Source organism: Nocardia sp. CA-128927, assembly GCF_050955855.1.
Taxonomy (GTDB): Bacteria; Actinomycetota; Actinomycetes; order Mycobacteriales; family Mycobacteriaceae; genus Nocardia.
In genome coordinates this window covers 6998194-7017374 of sequence record NZ_CP192087.1, presented here as the reverse complement: position 1 = coordinate 7017374, position 19181 = coordinate 6998194, and the positions used below count along the sequence as shown (strand labels likewise).

The 19181-nt window shown below is 68.3% G+C and carries 17 protein-coding genes; 4 read left to right on the top strand and 13 right to left on the bottom strand.

What is annotated here, in order from left to right; genetic code table 11:
• Nucleotides 1-24: 24 nt before the first annotated feature.
• Together ACQPW1_RS32150 and ACQPW1_RS32145 are read right to left on the bottom strand one after the other, a co-directional pair.
• Nucleotides 25-276 (bottom strand): winged helix-turn-helix transcriptional regulator, encoded by a 252-nt coding sequence (locus ACQPW1_RS32150; protein WP_433665386.1) that lies wholly within the window; start codon nt 274-276, stop codon nt 25-27.
• Nucleotides 277-405 carry a winged helix-turn-helix transcriptional regulator gene (locus ACQPW1_RS32145; RefSeq protein WP_433655514.1) on the bottom strand — a complete coding sequence of 43 codons (129 nt, stop codon included), beginning with the start codon at nt 403-405 and terminating at the stop codon, nt 277-279.
• A gap of 122 nt (nt 406-527) precedes the next feature.
• Here ACQPW1_RS32145 and ACQPW1_RS32140 point away from each other — a divergent pair, with 122 nt between their 5' ends.
• Nucleotides 528-1361 carry an enoyl-CoA hydratase/isomerase family protein gene (locus ACQPW1_RS32140; protein ID WP_433655512.1) on the top strand — a complete coding sequence of 278 codons (834 nt, stop codon included), beginning with the start codon at nt 528-530 and terminating at the stop codon, nt 1359-1361.
• A 137-nt stretch (nt 1362-1498) separates the two neighbouring features.
• Here ACQPW1_RS32140 and ACQPW1_RS32135 read toward each other — a convergent pair whose 3' ends face one another.
• Both ACQPW1_RS32135 and ACQPW1_RS32130 read right to left on the bottom strand, forming a co-directional pair.
• Entirely contained in the window at nt 1499-1909 is a 411-nt protein-coding gene (locus ACQPW1_RS32135) for a hypothetical protein (protein ID WP_433655510.1), read from the bottom strand.
• Between the two features lie 53 nt (nt 1910-1962).
• Nucleotides 1963-2625, bottom strand: a complete 663-nt coding sequence (locus ACQPW1_RS32130; RefSeq protein ID WP_433655508.1) for a TetR/AcrR family transcriptional regulator — start codon at nt 2623-2625, stop codon at nt 1963-1965.
• Nucleotides 2626-2770: 145 nt separating this feature from the next.
• On the opposite strand from ACQPW1_RS32130, the gene ACQPW1_RS32125 reads away from it, so the two are divergent.
• Nucleotides 2771-3577, top strand: coding sequence for an oxygenase MpaB family protein (locus ACQPW1_RS32125; RefSeq protein ID WP_433655506.1), 807 nt, complete (start codon nt 2771-2773; stop codon nt 3575-3577).
• Between the two features lie 173 nt (nt 3578-3750).
• On the opposite strand, the gene ACQPW1_RS32120 is transcribed toward ACQPW1_RS32125, so the two are convergent.
• Together ACQPW1_RS32120 and ACQPW1_RS32115 are read right to left on the bottom strand one after the other, a co-directional pair.
• Nucleotides 3751-3819: an FAD-linked oxidase C-terminal domain-containing protein gene (locus ACQPW1_RS32120; protein WP_433665385.1), complete on the bottom strand. Its 69-nt coding sequence runs from the start codon at nt 3817-3819 to the stop codon at nt 3751-3753.
• A gap of 36 nt (nt 3820-3855) precedes the next feature.
• A complete protein-coding gene (locus tag ACQPW1_RS32115; protein WP_433655504.1) occupies nt 3856-5025 on the bottom strand; it encodes a hypothetical protein in 1170 nt (389 codons plus the stop codon).
• Nucleotides 5026-5158: 133 nt separating this feature from the next.
• Between ACQPW1_RS32115 and ACQPW1_RS32110 the strand changes: the two genes are divergently transcribed.
• Nucleotides 5159-5740 carry a TetR/AcrR family transcriptional regulator gene (locus ACQPW1_RS32110; protein WP_433655502.1) on the top strand — a complete coding sequence of 194 codons (582 nt, stop codon included), beginning with the start codon at nt 5159-5161 and terminating at the stop codon, nt 5738-5740.
• Between the two features lie 28 nt (nt 5741-5768).
• Here the strand turns inward: ACQPW1_RS32110 and ACQPW1_RS32105 are convergent, their stop codons facing one another.
• From ACQPW1_RS32105 to ACQPW1_RS32085, 5 genes are all read right to left on the bottom strand, one after another.
• Nucleotides 5769-6161, bottom strand: a complete 393-nt coding sequence (locus ACQPW1_RS32105; RefSeq protein WP_433655500.1) for a hypothetical protein — start codon at nt 6159-6161, stop codon at nt 5769-5771.
• 164 nt (nt 6162-6325) lie between these two features.
• Nucleotides 6326-10510, bottom strand: a complete 4185-nt coding sequence (locus ACQPW1_RS32100) for a TIGR02680 family protein (RefSeq protein ID WP_433655499.1) — start codon at nt 10508-10510, stop codon at nt 6326-6328.
• A 4-nt stretch (nt 10511-10514) separates the two neighbouring features.
• Nucleotides 10515-11927 (bottom strand): TIGR02678 family protein, encoded by a 1413-nt coding sequence (locus ACQPW1_RS32095; RefSeq protein WP_433665384.1) that lies wholly within the window; start codon nt 11925-11927, stop codon nt 10515-10517.
• Complete coding sequence (locus ACQPW1_RS32090) at nt 11927-13603, bottom strand: TIGR02677 family protein (RefSeq protein WP_433665383.1); 1677 nt, start codon at nt 13601-13603, stop codon at nt 11927-11929. The genes ACQPW1_RS32095 and ACQPW1_RS32090 overlap by 1 nt, the downstream gene beginning before the upstream one ends.
• Nucleotides 13604-13775: 172 nt before the next feature.
• Nucleotides 13776-15008 carry an XRE family transcriptional regulator gene (locus tag ACQPW1_RS32085; RefSeq protein WP_433655498.1) on the bottom strand — a complete coding sequence of 411 codons (1233 nt, stop codon included), beginning with the start codon at nt 15006-15008 and terminating at the stop codon, nt 13776-13778.
• A gap of 235 nt (nt 15009-15243) precedes the next feature.
• Here ACQPW1_RS32085 and ACQPW1_RS32080 point away from each other — a divergent pair, with 235 nt between their 5' ends.
• The gene (locus ACQPW1_RS32080) at nt 15244-15549 is read left to right on the top strand and encodes a hypothetical protein (RefSeq protein WP_379290330.1); all 306 of its coding nucleotides are present in this window, start codon (nt 15244-15246) and stop codon (nt 15547-15549) included.
• Here the strand turns inward: ACQPW1_RS32080 and ACQPW1_RS32075 are convergent.
• Both ACQPW1_RS32075 and ACQPW1_RS32070 read right to left on the bottom strand, forming a co-directional pair.
• Complete coding sequence (locus ACQPW1_RS32075; protein ID WP_433655497.1) at nt 15496-18108, bottom strand: AMP-binding protein; 2613 nt, start codon at nt 18106-18108, stop codon at nt 15496-15498. The two genes, ACQPW1_RS32080 and ACQPW1_RS32075, sit on opposite strands and share 54 nt — an antisense overlap.
• Nucleotides 18109-18199: 91 nt before the next feature.
• Nucleotides 18200-19084, bottom strand: a complete 885-nt coding sequence (locus ACQPW1_RS32070) for a PAC2 family protein (protein ID WP_107657725.1) — start codon at nt 19082-19084, stop codon at nt 18200-18202.
• Nucleotides 19085-19181: the final 97 nt, after the last annotated feature.

Below are 19181 nucleotides of genomic sequence, written 5' to 3'. Positions count from 1 at the left end.
GCCGACGATGTAGTGGCATGCCTGTCACGGGTTCGGCGCGGGTTCTCTTCGGTCGTAATCCATTTGGCACGCTTGGATTTCGTCGGCATTGGCGACCGTCCACGCGTATAGCCGGTCGAACGGCTCCTGCAGGGATTCGCCGAGCGGGGTGCGCGAGTACTCGACCCCGACCGGGGACGTCGCCAGCACGCGGCGAACGATCATCCCGTTGCGTTCGAGACGGCGCAGGGTCTGGGTCAGGACCCGCTGGGTCACACCTTCGAGGCGGCGCTTGATCTAGTTGAACCGGCGGGGCTCCTCGAGGATCGTCATCACCATCATCGACCACTTGTCGGCGATCTGATCGAGGATCGGGCGGCTCGGGCAGTCGGATCGGAAGACGATGCCGGGGTCAGAGCTGGTCATATCGGTATCCTTCGCAATCCTTACGATGCTGAAAGTGCGTTATTGACGCCGGTCTCCCGTCGCCGCAGGGTAAGTATGCATCGGGAACCTAGATGCCTATCGGGTACGGATCGGAGATCTCCATGAACCAAGACGCCTACACGACCCTGCGAGTGCGCCGTGCGGCAGGCATCGCCTACGTCACGCTCGACAACCCGCCGGTCAACGTGCTGAATGTCGCCCTGATGAGCGACCTGCGGAATCTGCTGGCCGCACTGCGGGACGACGATTCGATTCGGGTGATCGTGTTCGACAGCGCCGACCCGGAGTTCTTCATCGCGCACGTCGACATGTCGCTGGTCGACACACCGGACGCTTTCGCGGAACTCGCGGCCGACCTGCCGGACGGCGTCAACGTCTTCCAAGCCCTCGGTGAATTGCTCCGGCACCAACCCCAGGTGACCATCGTCAAACTCGCCGGGATGGCGCGCGGCGGCGGAGCGGAATTCGTTGCGGCCGCGGACATGTCGTTCGCGGCGATCGGTCGCGCAGGGATCGGTCAGATCGAAGCGCTCATGGGCATCGTCCCTGGTGGTGGTGGCACACAGTACCTGGCCGCCCGAGTCGGGCGGCACCGCGCGCTGGAGGCGGTGCTGGGTGCCGAGCTGTTCGACGCCGAGACCGCGCAGCGCTACGGCTGGGTCAACCGGGCTGTTCCCGCCGACGAGCTCGACGACCTGGTCGACCGCCTCGCCCGCAACATCGCGGCCCTGCCCGAGGGGGTGATCGCGGCGGCCAAGCGTGCCGTCGCCCCCGAGGACCTCGGCGAGGGCCTGCTGCGCGAGCACCTCGCCTGGGCGGGCACGTTCGCCCGTCCCGCGGCCGAGCGATTGATCCGCGGCGGAATGGCCAACGGTGCCCAGACCCGCGCGGGCGAGCGCGATCTGGAGGGTCTGCTCCGTGGTCTGGCCGGATAGGACCCGGCTACTACGGTGAGACGCGGCGGCGACGGAATGGGTGGGTACTGCGGTTCGGGTTCGTCTCGCATGTGGTCGGTGACGGCGACGCGGCGGGGGAGTCATGGGGCGATTGATATTGGCGTGGATGCCTCGATTCACGAACTCGCGCGCCGCATGTTCGTGAAATGCACCGCCGGTTCCCGCGTGATCAGCCCGTAGCCGCTGTCCGGAGTCGCCGCGAACGGAGCGGGCAGATACAGCACCGGCAGCACCTCACCGATCAACGGCCGCTTCTCCCGCGCGATCCGATAACCGATCTCGACCACCTCTGGCACGTCATCATCCACAACCGCACCGCTGTCGCGCCGGACGCACCGATACGGTTCGAGCCGCACCGTCCGAATCGCCGTCCGCGCCCATCGGAACAGCACGCACTCACTTGCCCCCGGCCGCGCGTACTCCACCAACCCCACACCATCACCCCAGAAGACGAACTGCTCGTCCTCCATCGAGTTGTGATACCCGGCCTCCACACTCCACTGACCGAGGATCTCGTCACCACGCATCGAGCGATTGAACCACCGCGCCCCCGCATTCGGCGAGCACGATGCGGTAGCGCCTATTTCTGCATCTGGATCGTGCCTTGTTCAGGGTTGTGGAGGGTGCTGGCGATGTTGGTGCCGGACAACAGCATTGCTGCGATGAGGGCTGTGAGGTGTTCGCGGCTGGTGATGAATTCGCCGCGCACCCAGGCCGCCACCAGTTCCATGGTGCCGCTGACCAGGGTGTATGCGGCCATGTCGGTATCGAGTGGGGCGGGTGCGGCTTCACCCAGTGCGTCACGAGTCATTGCTGACATCACGTTGGCGATCGTGCGGATGCTCGATTGGCGGGCGCGTTGGAGGACCTCGGCGGTGTAGGAGCCGACCAGCAGCTGCCCGCGCCGCGGGTCTGCGGCCACGAAGTCGAGTGCGGCGACGGCGGCGGCATTGACCTGGGCGGCAAGATCGGGTTCGGCTTGCATGGTGGCCGTGACGACGGCTTCGAGTCCCTGTGCGGTGACGTCGGCCGCGGCCGCTTCGATCAGCGCGTCGCGGTCGGCGAAGTGTTCGTAGAAGTAGCGGTCGTTGAGGCGGGCGCGAGCGCAGACGGCCTTCTTGGTGACCTGGTTCCAGCCGCCTTCGCAGAACAGATCCAGGGCGGCCTCGAGCAACGCCGCACGACGAACCGCGCGGCGTTCCTCCGCGCTGACACCGCCGTAGGTCCGGGTCGCTGCTGCCATCCTCAGCATTCTTCCTCACCTCTTGACCGAACTCTCAATGTGGTGCACTCTGACACCACATTATTCTGGTGTTTGTGTGCACCAGAATTGCGGATGTGGCGCAGTCAGCTGACCTGGTCGGGCGCCGGAACAAAGGAGTTCACCGATGACGTGTCCCATGGGCCACCAGATGGCAAGCGCGGTTTCCATGACCTCGCAACGGCCCTCGGCCGTCAACGACATCCCGGCGGGCGGAGTAGCCGAACGCTTCGAGCGGTTCGGCGGATCGGTGTTCGCGGGGTTGTTCGCGGCGGCGCTGTTCGATCAAGCGATGCTGCCCGAGGTCTCGGCGGCGTTGGAGAACACCGGCCGCATCCGCAACGCACCATGGGACCGGGCACTACGCACAGCCGCGTCCGAGCAGATCGCCTTCGCCGCTGAGGATCTCGACCGCAGAGCGGAGATGCAGCGACTCAAACAACTGCACCGTGCGGTCAAAGGCGTCGGCTACAACGGTGTCCGCTACAGCGCGCTCAATCCCGAGTCCTGGAACTGGATCATGATCAGCACGTTCTTCATGCATCTGGGCGGATACCTCGCCGTCACCGGCGAACAACTCGACGACGACCAGAAACAAGCCGCCTGGGACCACTACCGGGACATGACCGACGAACTCCAACTCCCCGGTCGTTCCCGACTCGTCGAAAGCTACCCCGAGCTGTGTGCCTACTACGACCGGATGGTCGCCGAGAAGCTGGAAACCAACATCACTGTCCAGAACGTGGTGGACTTCCTCCGACGACCGTCCCCACCCACCTTTCTGCCCGCCGCCGCTACGCCCGTGTGGGCCGCTGTCGGGCCGCTGGCGGGCTATCTCGGTTTCGTCCTGGGCTTCGGCGTCATGCGCCCCGGTGCCCGCGCTGTTGCCCCATTCGATGGACGCGCCGCCACGACCTCGAATTCGCCATCCTGACAAGAGGACTCCGAATCGCCTACCGCTGGCTACCCGATGTGCTCGTCGACGCCCCGATGACCCGCAACCGGCGCAAGTACACACAGCTGATGAACCAATATCGCGGAATAGGACTCATGTCCTTCGCTGCGGAACATGGCGTCTCCGCTGCGAAGTAGCAGCGCCTAGGCCGATCAGTCGAGGATCTTGCCCGGGTTCAACAATCCGAGGGGGTCGAGGGCACGTTTGACCGCGGTCATCAGCTCTGCGCGAAATGGACGATATCGAGGAATATCCAGTTATGCGGTTGTCGTGGTCGCTTCGGTGGGTGCGGGCGTAATGGTGTGCGGCACTGCACGTTTCCGGACGAGTACGGTGGCCGCCGCGACGGCGAGCAGCACCAGCGCGGCGGCGATGACGGCATCCTGCATCGTGCCGACGGTGGCGACGACGCCGAAGCCGATGGTGGCGACGGCGGCGCAGAGGTAGGCGACAGCGGCGTAGCGCGAGGCCACCCGCGCATGCTGGTCGGGCGGGGTCGCGGCGCTGACAATGCGCAGGCCGGTGCGGTAGGCGATGCCTTGCCCACAACCGGCGACCACCGCACCCGCCAGCAGCAAGGCGAGATTCGGCGCCGCGGCCACGGTCGCGGCCAGCGCTACGCCGACGATGATGGCCAGCTGGCCGACGATCGGTTCGCCGGGCAGTGCACCGGGTGGCACCGCGCGCTGCACGATCCACGCGCTGACCAGATACAGCGTGACCGGCAGCGCCAGCAGCGGCAGGCTGCTGGTATCGAGCAGCTCGGCGCCGTAACTCGGCAGCAGCGCGACGACCAGTCCCGCCGACACCCAGGCGGCAATTCCGTTGAGATATCCCGCGATTGGCGGCTCGACGGACGGCTGTGCCGAGCCGCGCGCACCGACGACAACGCGATCGCGCGCACTCCGATCGAGCACCACGACTATCGCGACAATGCCGAACAGCACCGCATGGCCGAGATAAACCGTCACGCCGGGTGCGGGCAGATACTGGGCGACCCACGCGGCGGCAATCGTGCCGAGCGCCGATCCGAGCACGGTCGCGGTGGCCATCGCGGTCCGGCCCCCTTCGCCGGACCGCTCCAGGATCAGCCCGGCCGGCGAGCCGGTGACCAGCCCGACCGAGAGCCCGGCGAGCACCCGCGCCACGCAGGCGGGTCCGGCCGAATCGGCCAGGCTCATCGCGAGATCCGCGCCGATGCCGCAGGCGCTGCCCAGCCCGATCCGCCACCACCAGGCCGCGCGCGAGGGCGGGGTGCCGATGAAGGAGAGCGTCGGCGTCAGCGCGAACAGGTACGCGGCGAAGATGACGGTGGTGAGCAGCGGTGCCAGGTCCCAGGCATGGCGGTAGTACGGCATCATGCCGGTCGCCATGTTGGGCTGAGCCATGATCAGCACGAGCAACATGCCGGGAGCAGCTGAGCGCATCCACCCTCCCAAGTGAGGAGATCTTCTCGATTGATAGCGTAGCGAACTGAGAAGATCTTCTCTACTCGAGCGTGCCGATCCGGTTCGGCGGCATTGCCGCCGGGTCGGCGGGCAGGATGGAGGTGTGCCAGCGGTGAACACCCGAAGTGATGCCCAGCGCAGCCGGACCGTGCTGGTCGACGCGGTCGGTAACCTGCTGGACGAGGGACGGATCGGGTTTTCGATCCCCGAACTGGCGGGTGCGGCGGGCGTCGGCGTGGCCACCGCCTACCGGCACTTCCCGACCCCGCAGGACGCGATGCAGGCGTTCCACCGCAGAGCGATCGAGCAACTCCTGGAGGCGCTCGCGGCGATCGATCGGACCACCGACCCGGTCGAGCGATTCCACCGCTTCTGCCGCACCTGGGTGACCCAGGCGCGGCAGTGGGGCCCTGCGGTCCGCCACATCCGCAGTCACTTGGGCTTCATCGAACGCCTCGCCGCGGGCGACCCCTCGATCACCGCGATGCACGACATCCTCGCTGACGTGCTGGACGCCCTTGTCCGGGAAGGCAAGACGACTCTGGATGACCGCACCTACGCGGTCCTGCTGTGGATCACCATCTTCGACGAACGCGTCGTCTACGACCTCAGCGTGCACCAGCACTGGTCCGCCGAGCGGGTGACCGACCAGCTCACCCGCGCGGCCGCAGGCGCACTCGGCATTCGGGTCTAACGGCCGTAGTGCGGTCCGGAACTACCGGTCACTCCACGAAGCCGAAGGCCAGCAGGGCGGGGTTGGTGCCGGGAGCGTCGGTCGGCGTGGGGAGGAGGAGCATGACGGAGACCTCGCCCGCGGGGGAGGCGGCCGACGCGGCGACCGCGCCGGAGAAGTCGGCGTAGTACGCGTTCTCTTCATCGGCGAGGGGGATGACGATGGCGACCCCGTTGGCGCGCCACAACGGATCCAGCAGTCCGGGCAACGGCGAATTGCGCAGCGCGACGGACTCCGAGTGGTCCAGTCCCACGCCGTAGAGACCGAACTCCGGTATGTTCAGCGGTGTGACCGCAGCGGCCTGGCCGGCCCCGGCCGACACGGCGATCGCGGCGAGTCCCGCGCCGATTCCGAGCGTAGCGACGGCAGCACGAATATGCATGACGAACCCCAACTTTCCTACACGCCAACGGAAATGGTGTTGGACCCCCAGCTGCGCCGAGCCTGAACGCAACGACCAAACATAGCAAGAGGAACGCGCCGCCGACAGCTTGTTGTCGGCGGCGCGTATGGGACACGGCACGTGGATGCGCGCCGCATTCGGGTCTAGCTGACCGGTGACAGCTCGATGCCGCCCTCGATCGTGGTGTGTACCCGGCGGCGGTTGGGCGAGCCGAGGGCGGCGGTGAGGTCGGTGCCGTCGTGTTCGGCGAGCAGGTCGCCGCTGTCCCAGACCAGAAGGGTTGCGCTGACGGTGTTTTCGGCGGCGGCGTGCGCGAGGTCGTAGTGCGCGCAGCCGGGGACGTGTGAGTAGGTGATCCAGAGGTCGTAGCCGGTCATGAACAGGTCGAGGTCGAATTGCACGCTGAGGCCGAGCAATTCGCTGCGGCCGTTGTCGTCGACACCGGCGAACGCCTCGTCGAGCGCGAGCAGGCGCGGGGCCTGCGGGTCGGCCGAGTCCAGCATGACGTGCGCGGCGGCGAACAGCGGCAGGTGCAGCGAGACCGACTGCTCGCCGCCGGAGAGCGCGCTGTGCCTGGCCACGGTGAGCTTGTCCTCGCTGCCGTCGGCGGAGATGAGGGTGAACGAGAACACCCGCCAGGTGCGGTAATCCAGGGTGGCCGCCAGGATCTCCGGGTAGGAGCGTTCCGGGTGTGCGGCGCGGGCCGCGCGGATCTCGGACGCGAAATGCGCACGGATGGTGGCGAGTTCGTCCGCGCCGAGGACCGACGCGTCGCGGTCGAGCAGCTTGCACATGGCCCGTGCCGGATCGGACAGCGTGTCGGCGAGTATCCAGTGCACGCCGATGGTGTTGCCGGAGGACATGCGGCGCTGCTTCATCTCCGCGCCCATCCTGGCGATGAGATCGCGTGCGTCGCTGGTGCGTTCGTAGATCTGCTGGGCCAGGCCGGTCAGCAGCGCGTCCTCCAGGATGCGCCGCTCGGCGTCGGTGAGCAGCAACTCCTGATCCTTGCGGGCACCGTCGATGCGGGAGGCGAAGTCGGCGAGCGCCGACATGCCGTCGTCGTCCTGCACCTGCACCACGGTCAGCCCGTCGGCGGCGTCCCACTGCAACCGGTAGTCGCGGCCGGACCCGGAGAGCGCGGCATCGAACTCCTGCAATGCCGCCGTGACGGCGCTGCGGGTCGACTTGCGGGTCGCCTCGCTGGCACGCACCGAAGACGTTGCGGTGGTGAGGCTTTCGAAGAGTTCGGCGACTTCTTCCGGCAGTACCTGCGGCTCGGCCTCCGGTCCCGCCTGGGAAATCCGGTAGAGCAGTTGCTCGGGCGTGGACCAGGCGGCCTCGCTGCTCGGCCAGCGGCCCTCCGCCGACGCGCCGAGCAGCCGGAGCAGGTCCGGCCGGGCATACGGGGCAAGGGCTTTCACGTCGGCGAGCACCTCGGTCAGTGCGGTGCCCAGTGATTCGTGCGCGGTCCGGTAGGCGGCCTCGGCATCGCCGATCGCCTCGATGGCCTCGTTGGCGGCCTTGCGCGCGGCCTTCTGCTCGGCCTTGGTCGCCTCGATCTTCGCGCGTGCCTTCTCGAGTTCCTGATCGATGTCGGCCGCGCCCGCACCCAGTGCCTCGCGCAGGGTTTCGAGCTTGCGCAGCTGCTCCTGGTAGCCCGACTTGGCCGCCTCGGCCTCCTCGGCGAACGCCTCGGCCAGATCCTTGGCCTCGTCGTGCCGGTCGGTGCCCTCGCGTTCGCGTTCTTTCTCTCGGTCGTGTTCGGTGCGCAGGCGCAGCAGGCCGGTGCCGGTGTTCTCGAAGTGCCGGATGGCCGCGGCCAGTGCGTCGAGTTCGCGTGGTTCGCGCGGGGTCCGGTGTTTGGTCGCGGCGGCGCGCAGCTTCTTCTCGACCGCGGTGGTGTCGGCGACGGCCTGGTCGAGGTCGCGCTCGGCCTGGGTGGCGGCCTCGGAGCGGGAACGCATCATGCCCGCTGTCTCGGAGACCGCGCGCAACGCGGTGGTGACCGCGGTGGCGCGCGGCAAGGCCTTGGCGGCGGCCGAGATTCGCGCGAGCTCGGCGGTGGCCTCGGCCTCCTGGTCCTGTGCCCCGCGCTGGGCTTCGCCTGCCGCCTCGAGGGCGGCGGCGAGTTCGGTCAGCCGGAGCTCGCGGCGGCGGGCCCGGGCGGTGGCGCCGATGAACTCGGCGTCCGCCTTGTGGTGCCTGCCTACCTGCACGCCCTGCCGGAAGCCGCCCGCCGTGCTGACCGCGATACCGGCGGCCGGATCGCCCTTGCCCTCGTGCAGGGCGATGGAGGCGAGCACATCGGCGACGGCTTGCCGTGGCACCTTCAGCCCGTCCGAATCCTCCTCGACGACAAGGACATCGGCGAGGGTGCGGCCCTTCGGCCGTTCCTTGGCCGGGAGCGGGACGAGGAACTGGTCCGAGTCGTACTTCGCGGGTGGCTCGGCGCAGATCCAGCCGTCGAGCAGATCGGCGGCGTGCAGGGCGGCCTCGATACCGGCGGCCACCGGTCGCTTCACGTCATCGGCGAAGCGCACCAGCCGCCACAGTGGGGCGCCCGGGCGGTCGTCGGTGTCGCGCACGCGGGCGGCGAAAGCCGGTGGCGCGTCGTCGCTTTGCGCGGCGACCCGGTCGCGTTCGGCGGTCAGCTCGGCGATCTGCTCGCCCGCCGTCGCCGCGCGCCCGCGCGCTTCTTGGCGGTCGTTGCGGATCTCGTCGATCAGTGCCTCGGTGCGCTCGGCGAGCACCTCCGCGACCGTCGCCTCCTCCGAACCCGCCTGGGCGAGCGCGGTATCGAGGTCCTCGAACAGTCCGTTACCGATGGGGGAGTAGACCTCGCGGTGCTCCTCCCACCAACTGCGCAGTGCGCTACCGGCTTCGGTGCGCGCCAGCACGACCGCCGCCTCGGCGTGCGCGACCTCGGCGGCCGCCGCCTCGCTCAGCTCGCGTGCGCGTTCGGCGAGCCGTTCGGCCCTGGTGCGTTCGGCGGCGGCGGTCTCCATGATTCCCATGGCCTGCCGCACCGCGCGCACGTCGGCGTCGCGTTCCTCGGCATGCGCGCGCACCGTCGCGGTGAGCTGGTCGGCCCGGGCGCCCTCGGACAGCGCCGTCCAGTCGATCCCGGCTTCCTCTGCGGCGGAACGCAATTCGTCCTCGCCCCGAGCCAATGCCGCGGCGGCCGTGCGAACCGCGGTGCGGGCGCGTTCGGCTTCCTGTGCCCGCTGATCGAGGGTCTGCCGGGCCTTGAGTGCCTTGTCGCCGTGCACGCCCGCCGAGGTCTCCAGCCGACGGACCGCGTCGGCGAGATCGTCGAGCTGCTGCTTGCCCTCGTAGGCGCTGGAGCGTTGCAGGTTCTCCCGGTCGCCGAGCGCGTGCTCGTAGGCGCGGTCGGCGTCCTCGGCGCGCGCCTCGGCGGCGGCGCGTTCGCCCTCGCGACGTTCCCGCAGCGCGGTCGCGGCGAACAGTGCGGTGCTCGCGTGGGTGACCGCGTCGAGCCGGGTGCGCAGCTGGTCGACGTCCGTCTTGGCCTGCACCGCAAGGTATTTGCGGTAGACGTCGACGAAGGTGCGGGTGGCGCTATCGGCGTGCACAAGCCCCTCCAGGGTGCGGCCGACCTCCTCCATGTCGCTGAACGAGCGGGCCGCGTCCAGGATCAGCTGCTCGTCGAGCGGGCGCAGACCATCGGTGAGGGCCTGCGAAAGTCCGCGCGGGTCCAGGTTTTTCGCCAGCTGCGGGCGGCGCAGCGTGAGGATCAGGTTGATCAGCTGGTCGTAGCGCTGGGTGCCGAGCCCGAACATCCTGGCGTCGATGGCATTTCGGTATTCCACCGGACGATCCACGATGGCGTCGGTGCCGATCTGCTCGGCCAGCTGCTTGCGGGTGAACGGCCGATCGTCGGGCCCGATGAGGGAGAAGTCGATGCCGACCCGGCCGTCGGCGACGAAGTACCAGCGGGTCACCTTGTCCGAGGAGCGGGTGGCGCGCATGCCGATGCCGACGGTCACCGCCTCCGCGTCGTCCCAGTCGCCGCGCGCGAACTCCATCCAGACATAGGAGTAGGCCGATTCCTGCTTGCGGTACAACAGGTTCGACTTCATCGTGCGTTCTTCACCGGCGAACGGGTTGAGCCTGCGCGGCTCGATCCGCCCGTCCAGCACGAACGGGAACAGCACCTCCAGGGCCTTGGTCTTGCCGGACCCGTTCGGTCCGCGCAGCACCAATCTGCCGTCGGCGAAGCAGAATTCCTGGTCGCGGTAGTCCCACAGGTTGACGATTCCGGCGCGGGTCGGGATGAACCGCACTCCGCCGTGAATGAGCGACATCGCCTCAGTTCCCTTCCGTGCCAGTGCTGTCCGACCCATAGGTGTCGGCCGCGGTGACGAACAGTTCCTCGGTGCGCTTGGCGCGAACCGTGACGACCGCGCCCCGATAGCGGGCGAGGGCAGGCATGATCAGCAGCCCGTCGTCGACCGTCCGCACCAGGCGCAGCCGCTCCAGCAGGGCGACCACCTCGGTGGTCAGGCCGGGCACATCGGCCTGCCATTGCGCGGCGAACGTTGCGCCGTACCGATCGGCGAGTGCCTGCACGGTCTCCCGTACCCACGATGAGTCGATCAGCGGATACGTCGTCTCGACCTGTTCTTCAGCGTCGAACTCCGAATCCGATTGTGCCGAAAGGTCATCGAGCGCCCGCAGCTCGGCCAGCGGCGCGAAGACCGTCGACTCCGGGATCGCGCCGTCCAACTGCGCCGCGAGCGCTTCGCCCGCGTCCGGCGCGGCCGTCCGGCGCTCCACCGGACTGTCGATATCGAGCACCCGGTCGGCGATCTCACCGGCCAGCAACAGCCCCACCTGCGCCAAGGTACCGGTGCTCGGGAATCGAATGTCCGAGAGCCGCCCGGAGGTATCGATCAACGCGACCCCTTCCGCCCGGCGTTCGGCCTTCAGCCCGGTGAACAGCTCGACATCGGCGACGATCCGATCCTGCCCGAGCACCGGCCGTTCCTCCGGCGCGAGGTCGTCGAGGTACACCACCGGTCGCTCGACCAGCGTCCGGCGCACCCGCCGGGCCAGGTCGGCCGCGGTCGGCGCGTGCCCGGGACCGGCTGCGCCCGCGGCCTCTTCGGTGAGCAGCCCGCGCACGCTGTGCAGATGTTGCAGCGCGCGCGGCGGCCGGAACAGCGCGAAGACCACCGGCCGGTCGATGTCGTAGAGCGCCTCGCCCGCCTCGGGATCGCTGGCCCAGCCGCCCGCGTCGCCGTCGGCCAGGGTGAGCGCGCCGCGATGGGTCAGCCAGCCGACCGCGTCGACGAACGCGTCCCGATCCGCCGCGCGATCGGTGGACAGCTCCAGACCCTCGACCCGGCCTGCGTAGGCGGCGACCTGATCGGCCAACTCCGACAACGTGATCTGATCGCCCGCCCGGCCGAGCGCGGCGATGGAGAGCGCCAGGTACGCGTACCTGCGCCGATCGAAGAGACGGTCGGCCGGTGTGCGGGCGGGCTTGCCCGCATCGAGCCGGTCGATGATCGGGAACACTCGCGCGGTGGTCTCGGTGACCTCCAGCCGGTAGCCGAACAGCTCGGCCAGGTCCTCCCGCAACTCGGTGGCCCACCGCCGGATCAGCGGCAGCGCGATCCGATCCGGATAGGTCCTGGTCACCAGGTGATTGGCGAGGATGACCCGGGCGGCGCGCTGATAGTTGTCCAGCGCAAGGGAATCGATCTTGCGTCCGTGCATCATGCGCGCCCCCCGTTGCCGCGCGGCCGGGTCCGCATGGTCTGACGTACCTCGAGCCTGCGGTTGTTCAGGTGCAGCAGTCCGTGCGCGGTCTGCACGATGGTCGAACCGTCGTGCTCCGAGACGGTCAGGGTGACGCCGCTGTCGGATCCGGTGGTCCCGGCGACCCGACCGCTCACCGGCACCCACGCGGTGGAGGCGGCGTCGAGCAGTCGCAGCAGCACCTCGGTCTCCCGTTCGTCGAGCACGCGGTCGTGCACGTCGGCGGAGGCGAGGGACTTGGCGGCGTCGGCGCGGGCCCGCTGCGCGTCCAGCTGGACCTCGCGCAACCTTCGAATACCCGCGTCGTTGCGATGGATTCGCGCGGGCGCCCCGGCCGAGGGCGGTCGCCCAGTCTCGGCCAGCGTGCGCGAGATCTCCAGCGGCGGTGCCTCCCACCAGGATCGCTGGGCGGGTATGAGGTCCGCGTCCGGGTGTTCCATGGCCAAGTGGCGCGGCCTGCCGAGGCCGAACACGGCGTCGAAGAGGGCGTGCGCGCTGTCCGCGCTCGGTGCGGCGGTGAACCAGCCCGCCAGATGCCGCAGCGCCGACTCCCGGCTCACACCACCGCGCCGCGTCTCGGTGACCCGCCGCAGCAGCGAGAGCACGGCGGCGATGGCGCTCATCGTCGCCTCGCGCAGCCGTTCCGCCTCGGTGGTGCCCGCGTGCTCGCCGGTGCCTGCGGCGACGAACCAGGTCCGCAGGCCGTCCCAGCGCGCGTGCCAATCCGCCTGCCGCTCGGCGAAACTCAGCAGCACCCGTTCGTCGCACCCGGCGGCGCGTTCGATCAGCTCGTCGACGCCGGTCTCCTCGATCTCGGCGATCGCGCCGGCCAGCCGCGGCACGAATCGGGCCAGGTCGAGGCTGAATTCGCGCATGTGCGCGAGCAGCGCGTCCTTGTGTGCCAGAAACGATTCCGGGGTGATCTCGGTGGTCCGCACGAGATCGCCCAGCGACAGATAGAAGTGGGCCGCGCGGGCCGCCATGTCGGTCAGTGCGGCGTCGAGGCGGCGCAGCGTGCGGTAAACCCGCTCGGCGTCGCCCTCGCGATTGGCCGTGGCGAGGGTGTGCAGGTCGGCCAGCAACTCCGGCAGCACCAGCCGCGACAGCGACGCCTCGTCGAGCCGGGCGTTGAGAACCCCCGCGACCGCGCGGTAGGCCTGGAACCCGGCCTGGGAGAACTGGTAGACGAAGTGCCGGTTGCGGTATTCGGCCAGGGTGGCGGCGCGGGTGCCGTCGTAACTGCGCTCCAGCACGCCCCATTGGTGGAGTTGATCGAGTAGCGGACCGATTTCGGCGGCGGTGAGCCGAGGCGCGTTCTGCCGGGTCCCGCGCTCGCTCGACCAGGCCTGGGCACTCGCGGGACCTTCGTCGGCCTGCGGTTTTGCAGCAGACTGACTGGACTCCTTGTCCTCTGTATGTTGCTGGCCCTCGACGTCAGGGGCGGGTACGGGAGTCGGCTCGGCGACCTCGGGCGAATCGGGTGTCCGCAGGTTGTGTCCGTTGCGCTCGATCCACTCCGCCACGTCGTCGGCATGCAGCAACACCACATAGGCGGCCCGCGCGCTGTCGAAGGCGCGCAGCACCCACAGATAGTCGGCACGGCGCTCGGCGGTGGCGAAGGAAAACAGCCGCAGCCGGTCGTCCCACAGGACGGAGGCGCTCGCGGCGGCGTCGACGGAGTCGGTCACCGGGAACAGGGTAGTAGCGGGCCGGTCGCCGACAGCGGGTACATGCCCAGTTCGGCGTGGCCGTGTCCTGTTTGCCGGGTGTTCGCCGATGAAACGGGCTGTGCCGGTTCGCTACCGGTCACTCGCTCGACAGCGAACGCAGCTGGTCGAGGTACACGCGGGCGCGCGGATCGCCGGGGTAGCGGGCGATGATTTCGCGCGCGGTCTCGCCCGCGATCCACATCAGCGAGGGCAGTGAACGACGTTTACCCGCGAACGCGCGCAGTCCCTCATCGACCGCGAGTTCCAGATCGCGATTGCGCACCGCGACCACCGCGAGGGTGAGATGCGCCTCGGACACCCGCATCGGATTGCGGACGGTGCCGTCGGCCCTGGTCGAGTTGCGGATGACCTCGTTGGCGTAGGTCTCGGCGAGCCGATCCTCGCCCGCGACGCGGCAGCAGTCCATCGCGTAGAAGTCGAACTTCTGTGGGTCGACCACGAAATGGTTGTCCAGGTTGATCGGATGGTCGAGTCGCTGCAAAATTGCTCGGCCCTCGCCGAGGGCCGTTTCGACCTCATGTCGGTCGCCGAGACGCGCCCACGCCTTGGCCCGTTGCGCGGCGAGTTGGACACCGACACCGAGGTTCTGGCTGATGTCGAGCACCTGGTCGACCGCATCGATCGCGCCACGGTAGTTGCCCTGGGTCAGTGCGAACCAAGCGGCCATTTCCGCACTCCAGCCGGTGATTTCGGCGTTCTCGGCCTCCTGGCCGAGGGAGAGTGCCGCGCGTCGAGTGGCCTCGGCGGCGGTTCGCCTGCCGAGGTCGTAGTCGACGCAACCCACCAGCAGCGCAACCCATCCCGCGAGAACGAGGATGTCGCGATGCTGCGCCAAAGTCAGTCGACCGTCCAGCAGCGAGGTAATCCGCCGCAACCATCCGGTGCCCTCGGCGTGCAGCTCGTGCGGATCGGCGTAGGAGTACTCGCAGCACAGGCGTTCCGCGGTGATGCGGATGGCGTCCAAGGTGGCGGGCGAGACGTCCGACATGCGCAGGCGCCCGATGAATTCCAGCGTGTCCATGCCGGTTGCCGAGAGCACCTCGTCGTCGCGATTCGGCCTGGCTTTGGGGAAGAACGCCGCTGTGACAGTGTCGAAGGCGGCGGAGATTATGGGTGCGTAGAAATCATCCGGCCGCGACTCGCCCGATTCCCAGCGGCGCCAGTTACGCAGCAGTGTACTGTCTGTCGGCAGGTTGTGGGATGACTTGGCGCGCATCACGCGGACGGCATCGGCTTGTGACCACCCCCGCGCATCGCGTTCGGAGCGCATCCGGACTGCCCAGACGGGTCGATCGTCTCCAGCGGCCACGTCAGTAGTATCGCACCAGTTAACGCCCGGTGGCCGAGATAGGGCATATAGGTGTCAGTGGGTTGACATCTACATTCGCAAGTTGGCGTTGTACATGCTGGACATGAGAGCGGAAAGTTAGCCGGACACATCTCATCTCAACCAGATGCAATTGCATCTGTCCTTGCAAGGCGCAGTGCCCCACAATGGGGAGATCCACATAAGGACAGCGGTACCCAATCCAACGGAGGTTCGGGTGGAAGCGTTGATCTATGGATACTTGCGTGACGATCTGGCCGATGGCCACAGCGAAGAGCTAGAGGATGCGATGAGCACCCTCGCCCGTGAAGAGGGGCTCTGCTTCGCCGCAACGTTCCATGAATCGACTTCCGGTGACGGCGCGGCGTTTGTCGAGCTGACCCAGGAGCTCAAGCGGGCGGACGCGCACCACGTAGTGGTTCCGTCGCTCGATCACCTTGCCGGCCAGACGATCCCGCGGGATATTCTGCTAGCGAAACTGGCGCGCGAGGCGGCGGCGCAGATCTGGACCATCGAGACCTGATCGCAACGACGGCACGCCCGACCACCGGGGCAACACCCAGCGCTGGGGCAATTCCATCCGCCGTCGCACTCCCGCAAGCATCCTCGTCGCGGCCACACCGGCCAGCAGCGAGGCGAGCAACGCCGCAACATGGTGTTGCCCGAACAGCGGATATACCTGCCAATGCAGGAGATACACGAACAACGAGCTGTCGGCGAGCACCGCCGCGACGATGGCAACCAGGGCAGGCACCCGGATCGCGGGCAGCCAGATGAGCGCGAGCAGCCCGGCCATGACCAGTCGTTCCCGGTCCGGGGCGTCGAAATAGCCGGGCACACAGGCCAACAGGACAGCACTCACCAGCAGTCGCTGCCACATCGAGGTCGCCTTCGCGGCGGCCCAGCCGAGGGCACAGAACCATACGGCCAGCGGTGACAGCGGCACATCCAGCGCCGGGTAGAGCCCGAACGACTGATAGCGCAGCACCAGGGTGATGACGAGCAGGCCCATGCCGAACCAGAACGGTTCGCGCCGCTCGAGCATGTCCACCAGTGGGATTCGGATCAGCAGCGCCGCGGCGACCATGAAATAGACCAGCACCTCGATGAACCAGAGGTGCCCCGCGGTGTCGCTGTGGAACGGGCCCAGAATCTTGTTGAGCAGCAGCACGTTCTGCCAGCTGTAGTAGTCGGTGAACAGCAACGTGATGGCTACCCATGCGGCGGTCGGCACGGCGATCAAGGCCACCGTGCGCAGCGCGTGTCGCAACCGTTCGGCACGCGGCGCGGTGGTCACCGCGAAGCGGGCGAAGTTGAATCCGGCGACGCCGAGCAGTACGTGCGCGGCACCCAGCAGTAGGTAAATGCCGATGTGCGAGCTCGCGATCAACACGATGGCGGTGGCGCGCAGCAGGGTGCCGGTGTCGAGGGTGCGGCCGAATCGGGTGCCGCCGTGCGGGATCCGGTCGAGCTCGACGATCGTCATGGTCGGCCAGCCGGTGGGCAGCCTGCCGAGCGCGCGTTCCACCCGGGCCGCGGTGGTCACGTAGGTCAGCGAATTGCCGCCGAGATCGACGAAGGTACTGTCCGGGCGGATCAGCGCCGGATCGATGCCGAGGGTAGTTGCGTAGAGCGCGCGGACGTCTCGGGTCTGCGGTGCGGGCGCGGACAGGGTGCGGACGGCGGGGTAGTCCGGCTTGCCGTTGGGCAGTCGCGGCAATTCCTCGACGGCGCAGACCCGTACGGATGCGGTGGGCAGCCCGGCCAGTTGTGCCGCGGTGTCGGTCGGATCGGTGACGGGGCGTTCCACGGCGACGACCAGGAGTTCGTCGTCATCGGTGCAGCAGACGGTGAAACCCGCTGCGGTCAGGCCGGATTCGAGGCGTTGCAGGTCGATGCGCAGGCCGAAGATCTTCGCGAAGCGGCTGCGTCGGCCGGTCACCTGGTAGAGGCCCTCGGGGGTGCGGCGCGCGAGATCGCCGGTGCGCAAAGAGGTTACGGTGCGACCGAGGGCGAGATCGGCGGGGCACTTCGCGTAGCCCAGCATGACGTTGGGGCCGTGATAGACCAGCTCGTGCGCGGTGGCCTCGGTCGCGGGTCCGCCGAGATCGATCCCGCGTACGTGGCCGCCCGTCTCCTCGATCGGCTCCAGGCTGAACTCGCCGCCGGGGATCGGCACGCCGATGCAGTCGGCATGTTCGACGGCCAAATCTGGTGGCAGATAGGCCATTCGGGCCGTCGCCTCGGTCTGGCCGTACATGACGAAGAAGTCCCAGCCCGCATCCGCACCGTGCCGGGCGTACTCGCGGACCCGCTCAGGAGCGAGCCTGCCGCCCGCCTGGGTGACGTAACGCAGGTCGGGTAACTCCATGTCGGAGAAGCCGATTCGGTCCAGCAGGTCGATGGTGTAGGGAACGGCCGCGAAAGACGTTGCGCGGTAGGCACGGAACTCCTCCCAGAACGCGTCGTCCAGCACCGACCGTTCGGTGAGCAGCAGGCTGGCGCCGCGCAGCAGGTAGCTGTGCACCACCGACAGCCCGTAGCAGTAGAACATCGGTAGCGTCGTCGCCGCCCGGTCGTCCGGACCGATGGTCAGGTACTCGGCGATGGCGGCCGCGTTGGCCAGCAGGTTCGCCGAGGACAGCCGGACCAGCTTCGGCGAGCCGGTGGAACCCGAGGTGCTCAGCAGCAGCGCGAGATCCGGATGCAATGTGTGCGCGGAGGTTTCGCGCCGCACCTGCGCGTTGCCGTCCTCGATCACGACATCGGGATCGTAGGTGGTGCGCAGCTCGTCGGTGACCGCCGCGGTGAGCAGCACGACGCAGCCCGCGCTGAGCGCGCCGAGATACCCGACGAGCGAAGGGAGATCGTTGCGGGCGGCCAGTGCGACGAGTCGCCGGGTCGGTCCGAGCTCGGCCGCGAACTCCTCGACGAGCGTCGCCAGCTGCGCGTAGGTGACCCGCCGCAAACCTTCCGCCACCGATGCCGCCGCCGTGCCGTTCGCCGAGGGAGATTCCGCGCAGAGGACGGCGATCCCGTCGTCGAAACTGCGTAAGTGCGCGACGATCGGGTGAAAGGTCACCCGGAAAAGAATAGGGGGCAGCCACTTTCTGGCCGCGATGCGACCCCCCGGTGAACACCGGGCAACCAAAGTTGTGCGCGCTCAGGCGCGCTCAGAGACCGAAGCTGCCCGGACCTCGCCTGCGCAGGTACTTCTCGAACTCGGCCGCGATGGCGTCGCCGTCGATCTTGGCCATCGCCTCGTTCACGTCGACCGCCGCGTCGCCGCGCTCCTCCAGCGAGCGCACGTACTCGCTGACCTCGTCGTCGCCCGCGGTCATCTCGTTGACCGCGGTCTCCCATTCCTCGGCCTGCGTGGGCAGTTCGCCGAGCGGCACCTCGATATCGAGCACGTCCTCGACCCGGTGCAGCAGCGCGATGGTGGCCTTCGGGTTCGGCGGCTGCGAAACGTAATGCGGCACGGCCGCCCAGAACGACACCGCGGGCACGCCCGCCTTCACACACTGGTCCTGCAGCACGCCGGTGATGCCGGTCGGTCCCTCATATCGGGTCTGCTCCAGGTTGAACCGCTCGGCCGCCTCCTTGCTATAGGCGGACCCGGTGACCGGAACGGGACGGGTGTGCGGTGTATCGGCGAGCAGCGCGCCGAGGATGACGACGGTTTGCACGCCGAGTTGTTCGATGAACTCCAGCAGGTCCTCGCAGAAGCTGCGCCAGCGCATGTTGGGCTCGATGCCGCGCAACAGCACGATGTCGCGATCGCTACCCGGGGGCGAGCAGACCGAGAGCATCGTGGATGGCCACTGGATTTCCCTGGTCACGCCATCTACCTGCCGTACCGTCGGCCGGTTGACCTGATAGTCGTAGTAGTCCTCGGAATCGAGTTCGGCTAGCGGCTCGGCGTCCCAGATCAATTCCAGATGCTCTACGGCGCCGCTTGCGGCGTCGCCCGCGTCGTTCCAGCCTTCGAAGGCCGCAACCAGCACCGGTTCCCGCAATGTCGGCAGTTCCGGATCGGGAGTTTCACTGGGGTTCACTCGGTCAGCCTAATGTGTGCGGGGAACTGGCGTGTCGTATGCCGGGGCCGGGCCCGGCGTGTTCGACAGCGGCGGCGGTGACCAGGTGTGTCCGTGC

What these genes read in the sequence shown, in the direction of transcription:
- ACQPW1_RS32145 (WP_433655514.1), bottom strand. Translation starts at nt 405, where the DNA reads ATGACCAGCTCTGACCCCGGCATCGTCTTCCGATCCGACTGCCCGAGC.
- ACQPW1_RS32140 (WP_433655512.1), top strand. Translation starts at nt 528, where the DNA reads ATGAACCAAGACGCCTACACGACCCTGCGAGTGCGCCGTGCGGCAGGC.
- ACQPW1_RS32135 (WP_433655510.1), bottom strand. Translation starts at nt 1,909, where the DNA reads ATGCGTGGTGACGAGATCCTCGGTCAGTGGAGTGTGGAGGCCGGGTAT.
- ACQPW1_RS32130 (WP_433655508.1), bottom strand. Translation starts at nt 2,625, where the DNA reads ATGGCAGCAGCGACCCGGACCTACGGCGGTGTCAGCGCGGAGGAACGC.
- ACQPW1_RS32125 (WP_433655506.1), top strand. Translation starts at nt 2,771, where the DNA reads ATGACGTGTCCCATGGGCCACCAGATGGCAAGCGCGGTTTCCATGACC.
- ACQPW1_RS32115 (WP_433655504.1), bottom strand. Translation starts at nt 5,025, where the DNA reads ATGCGCTCAGCTGCTCCCGGCATGTTGCTCGTGCTGATCATGGCTCAG.
- ACQPW1_RS32105 (WP_433655500.1), bottom strand. Translation starts at nt 6,161, where the DNA reads ATGCATATTCGTGCTGCCGTCGCTACGCTCGGAATCGGCGCGGGACTC.
- ACQPW1_RS32100 (WP_433655499.1), bottom strand. Translation starts at nt 10,510, where the DNA reads ATGTCGCTCATTCACGGCGGAGTGCGGTTCATCCCGACCCGCGCCGGA.
- ACQPW1_RS32095 (WP_433665384.1), bottom strand. Translation starts at nt 11,927, where the DNA reads ATGCACGGACGCAAGATCGATTCCCTTGCGCTGGACAACTATCAGCGC.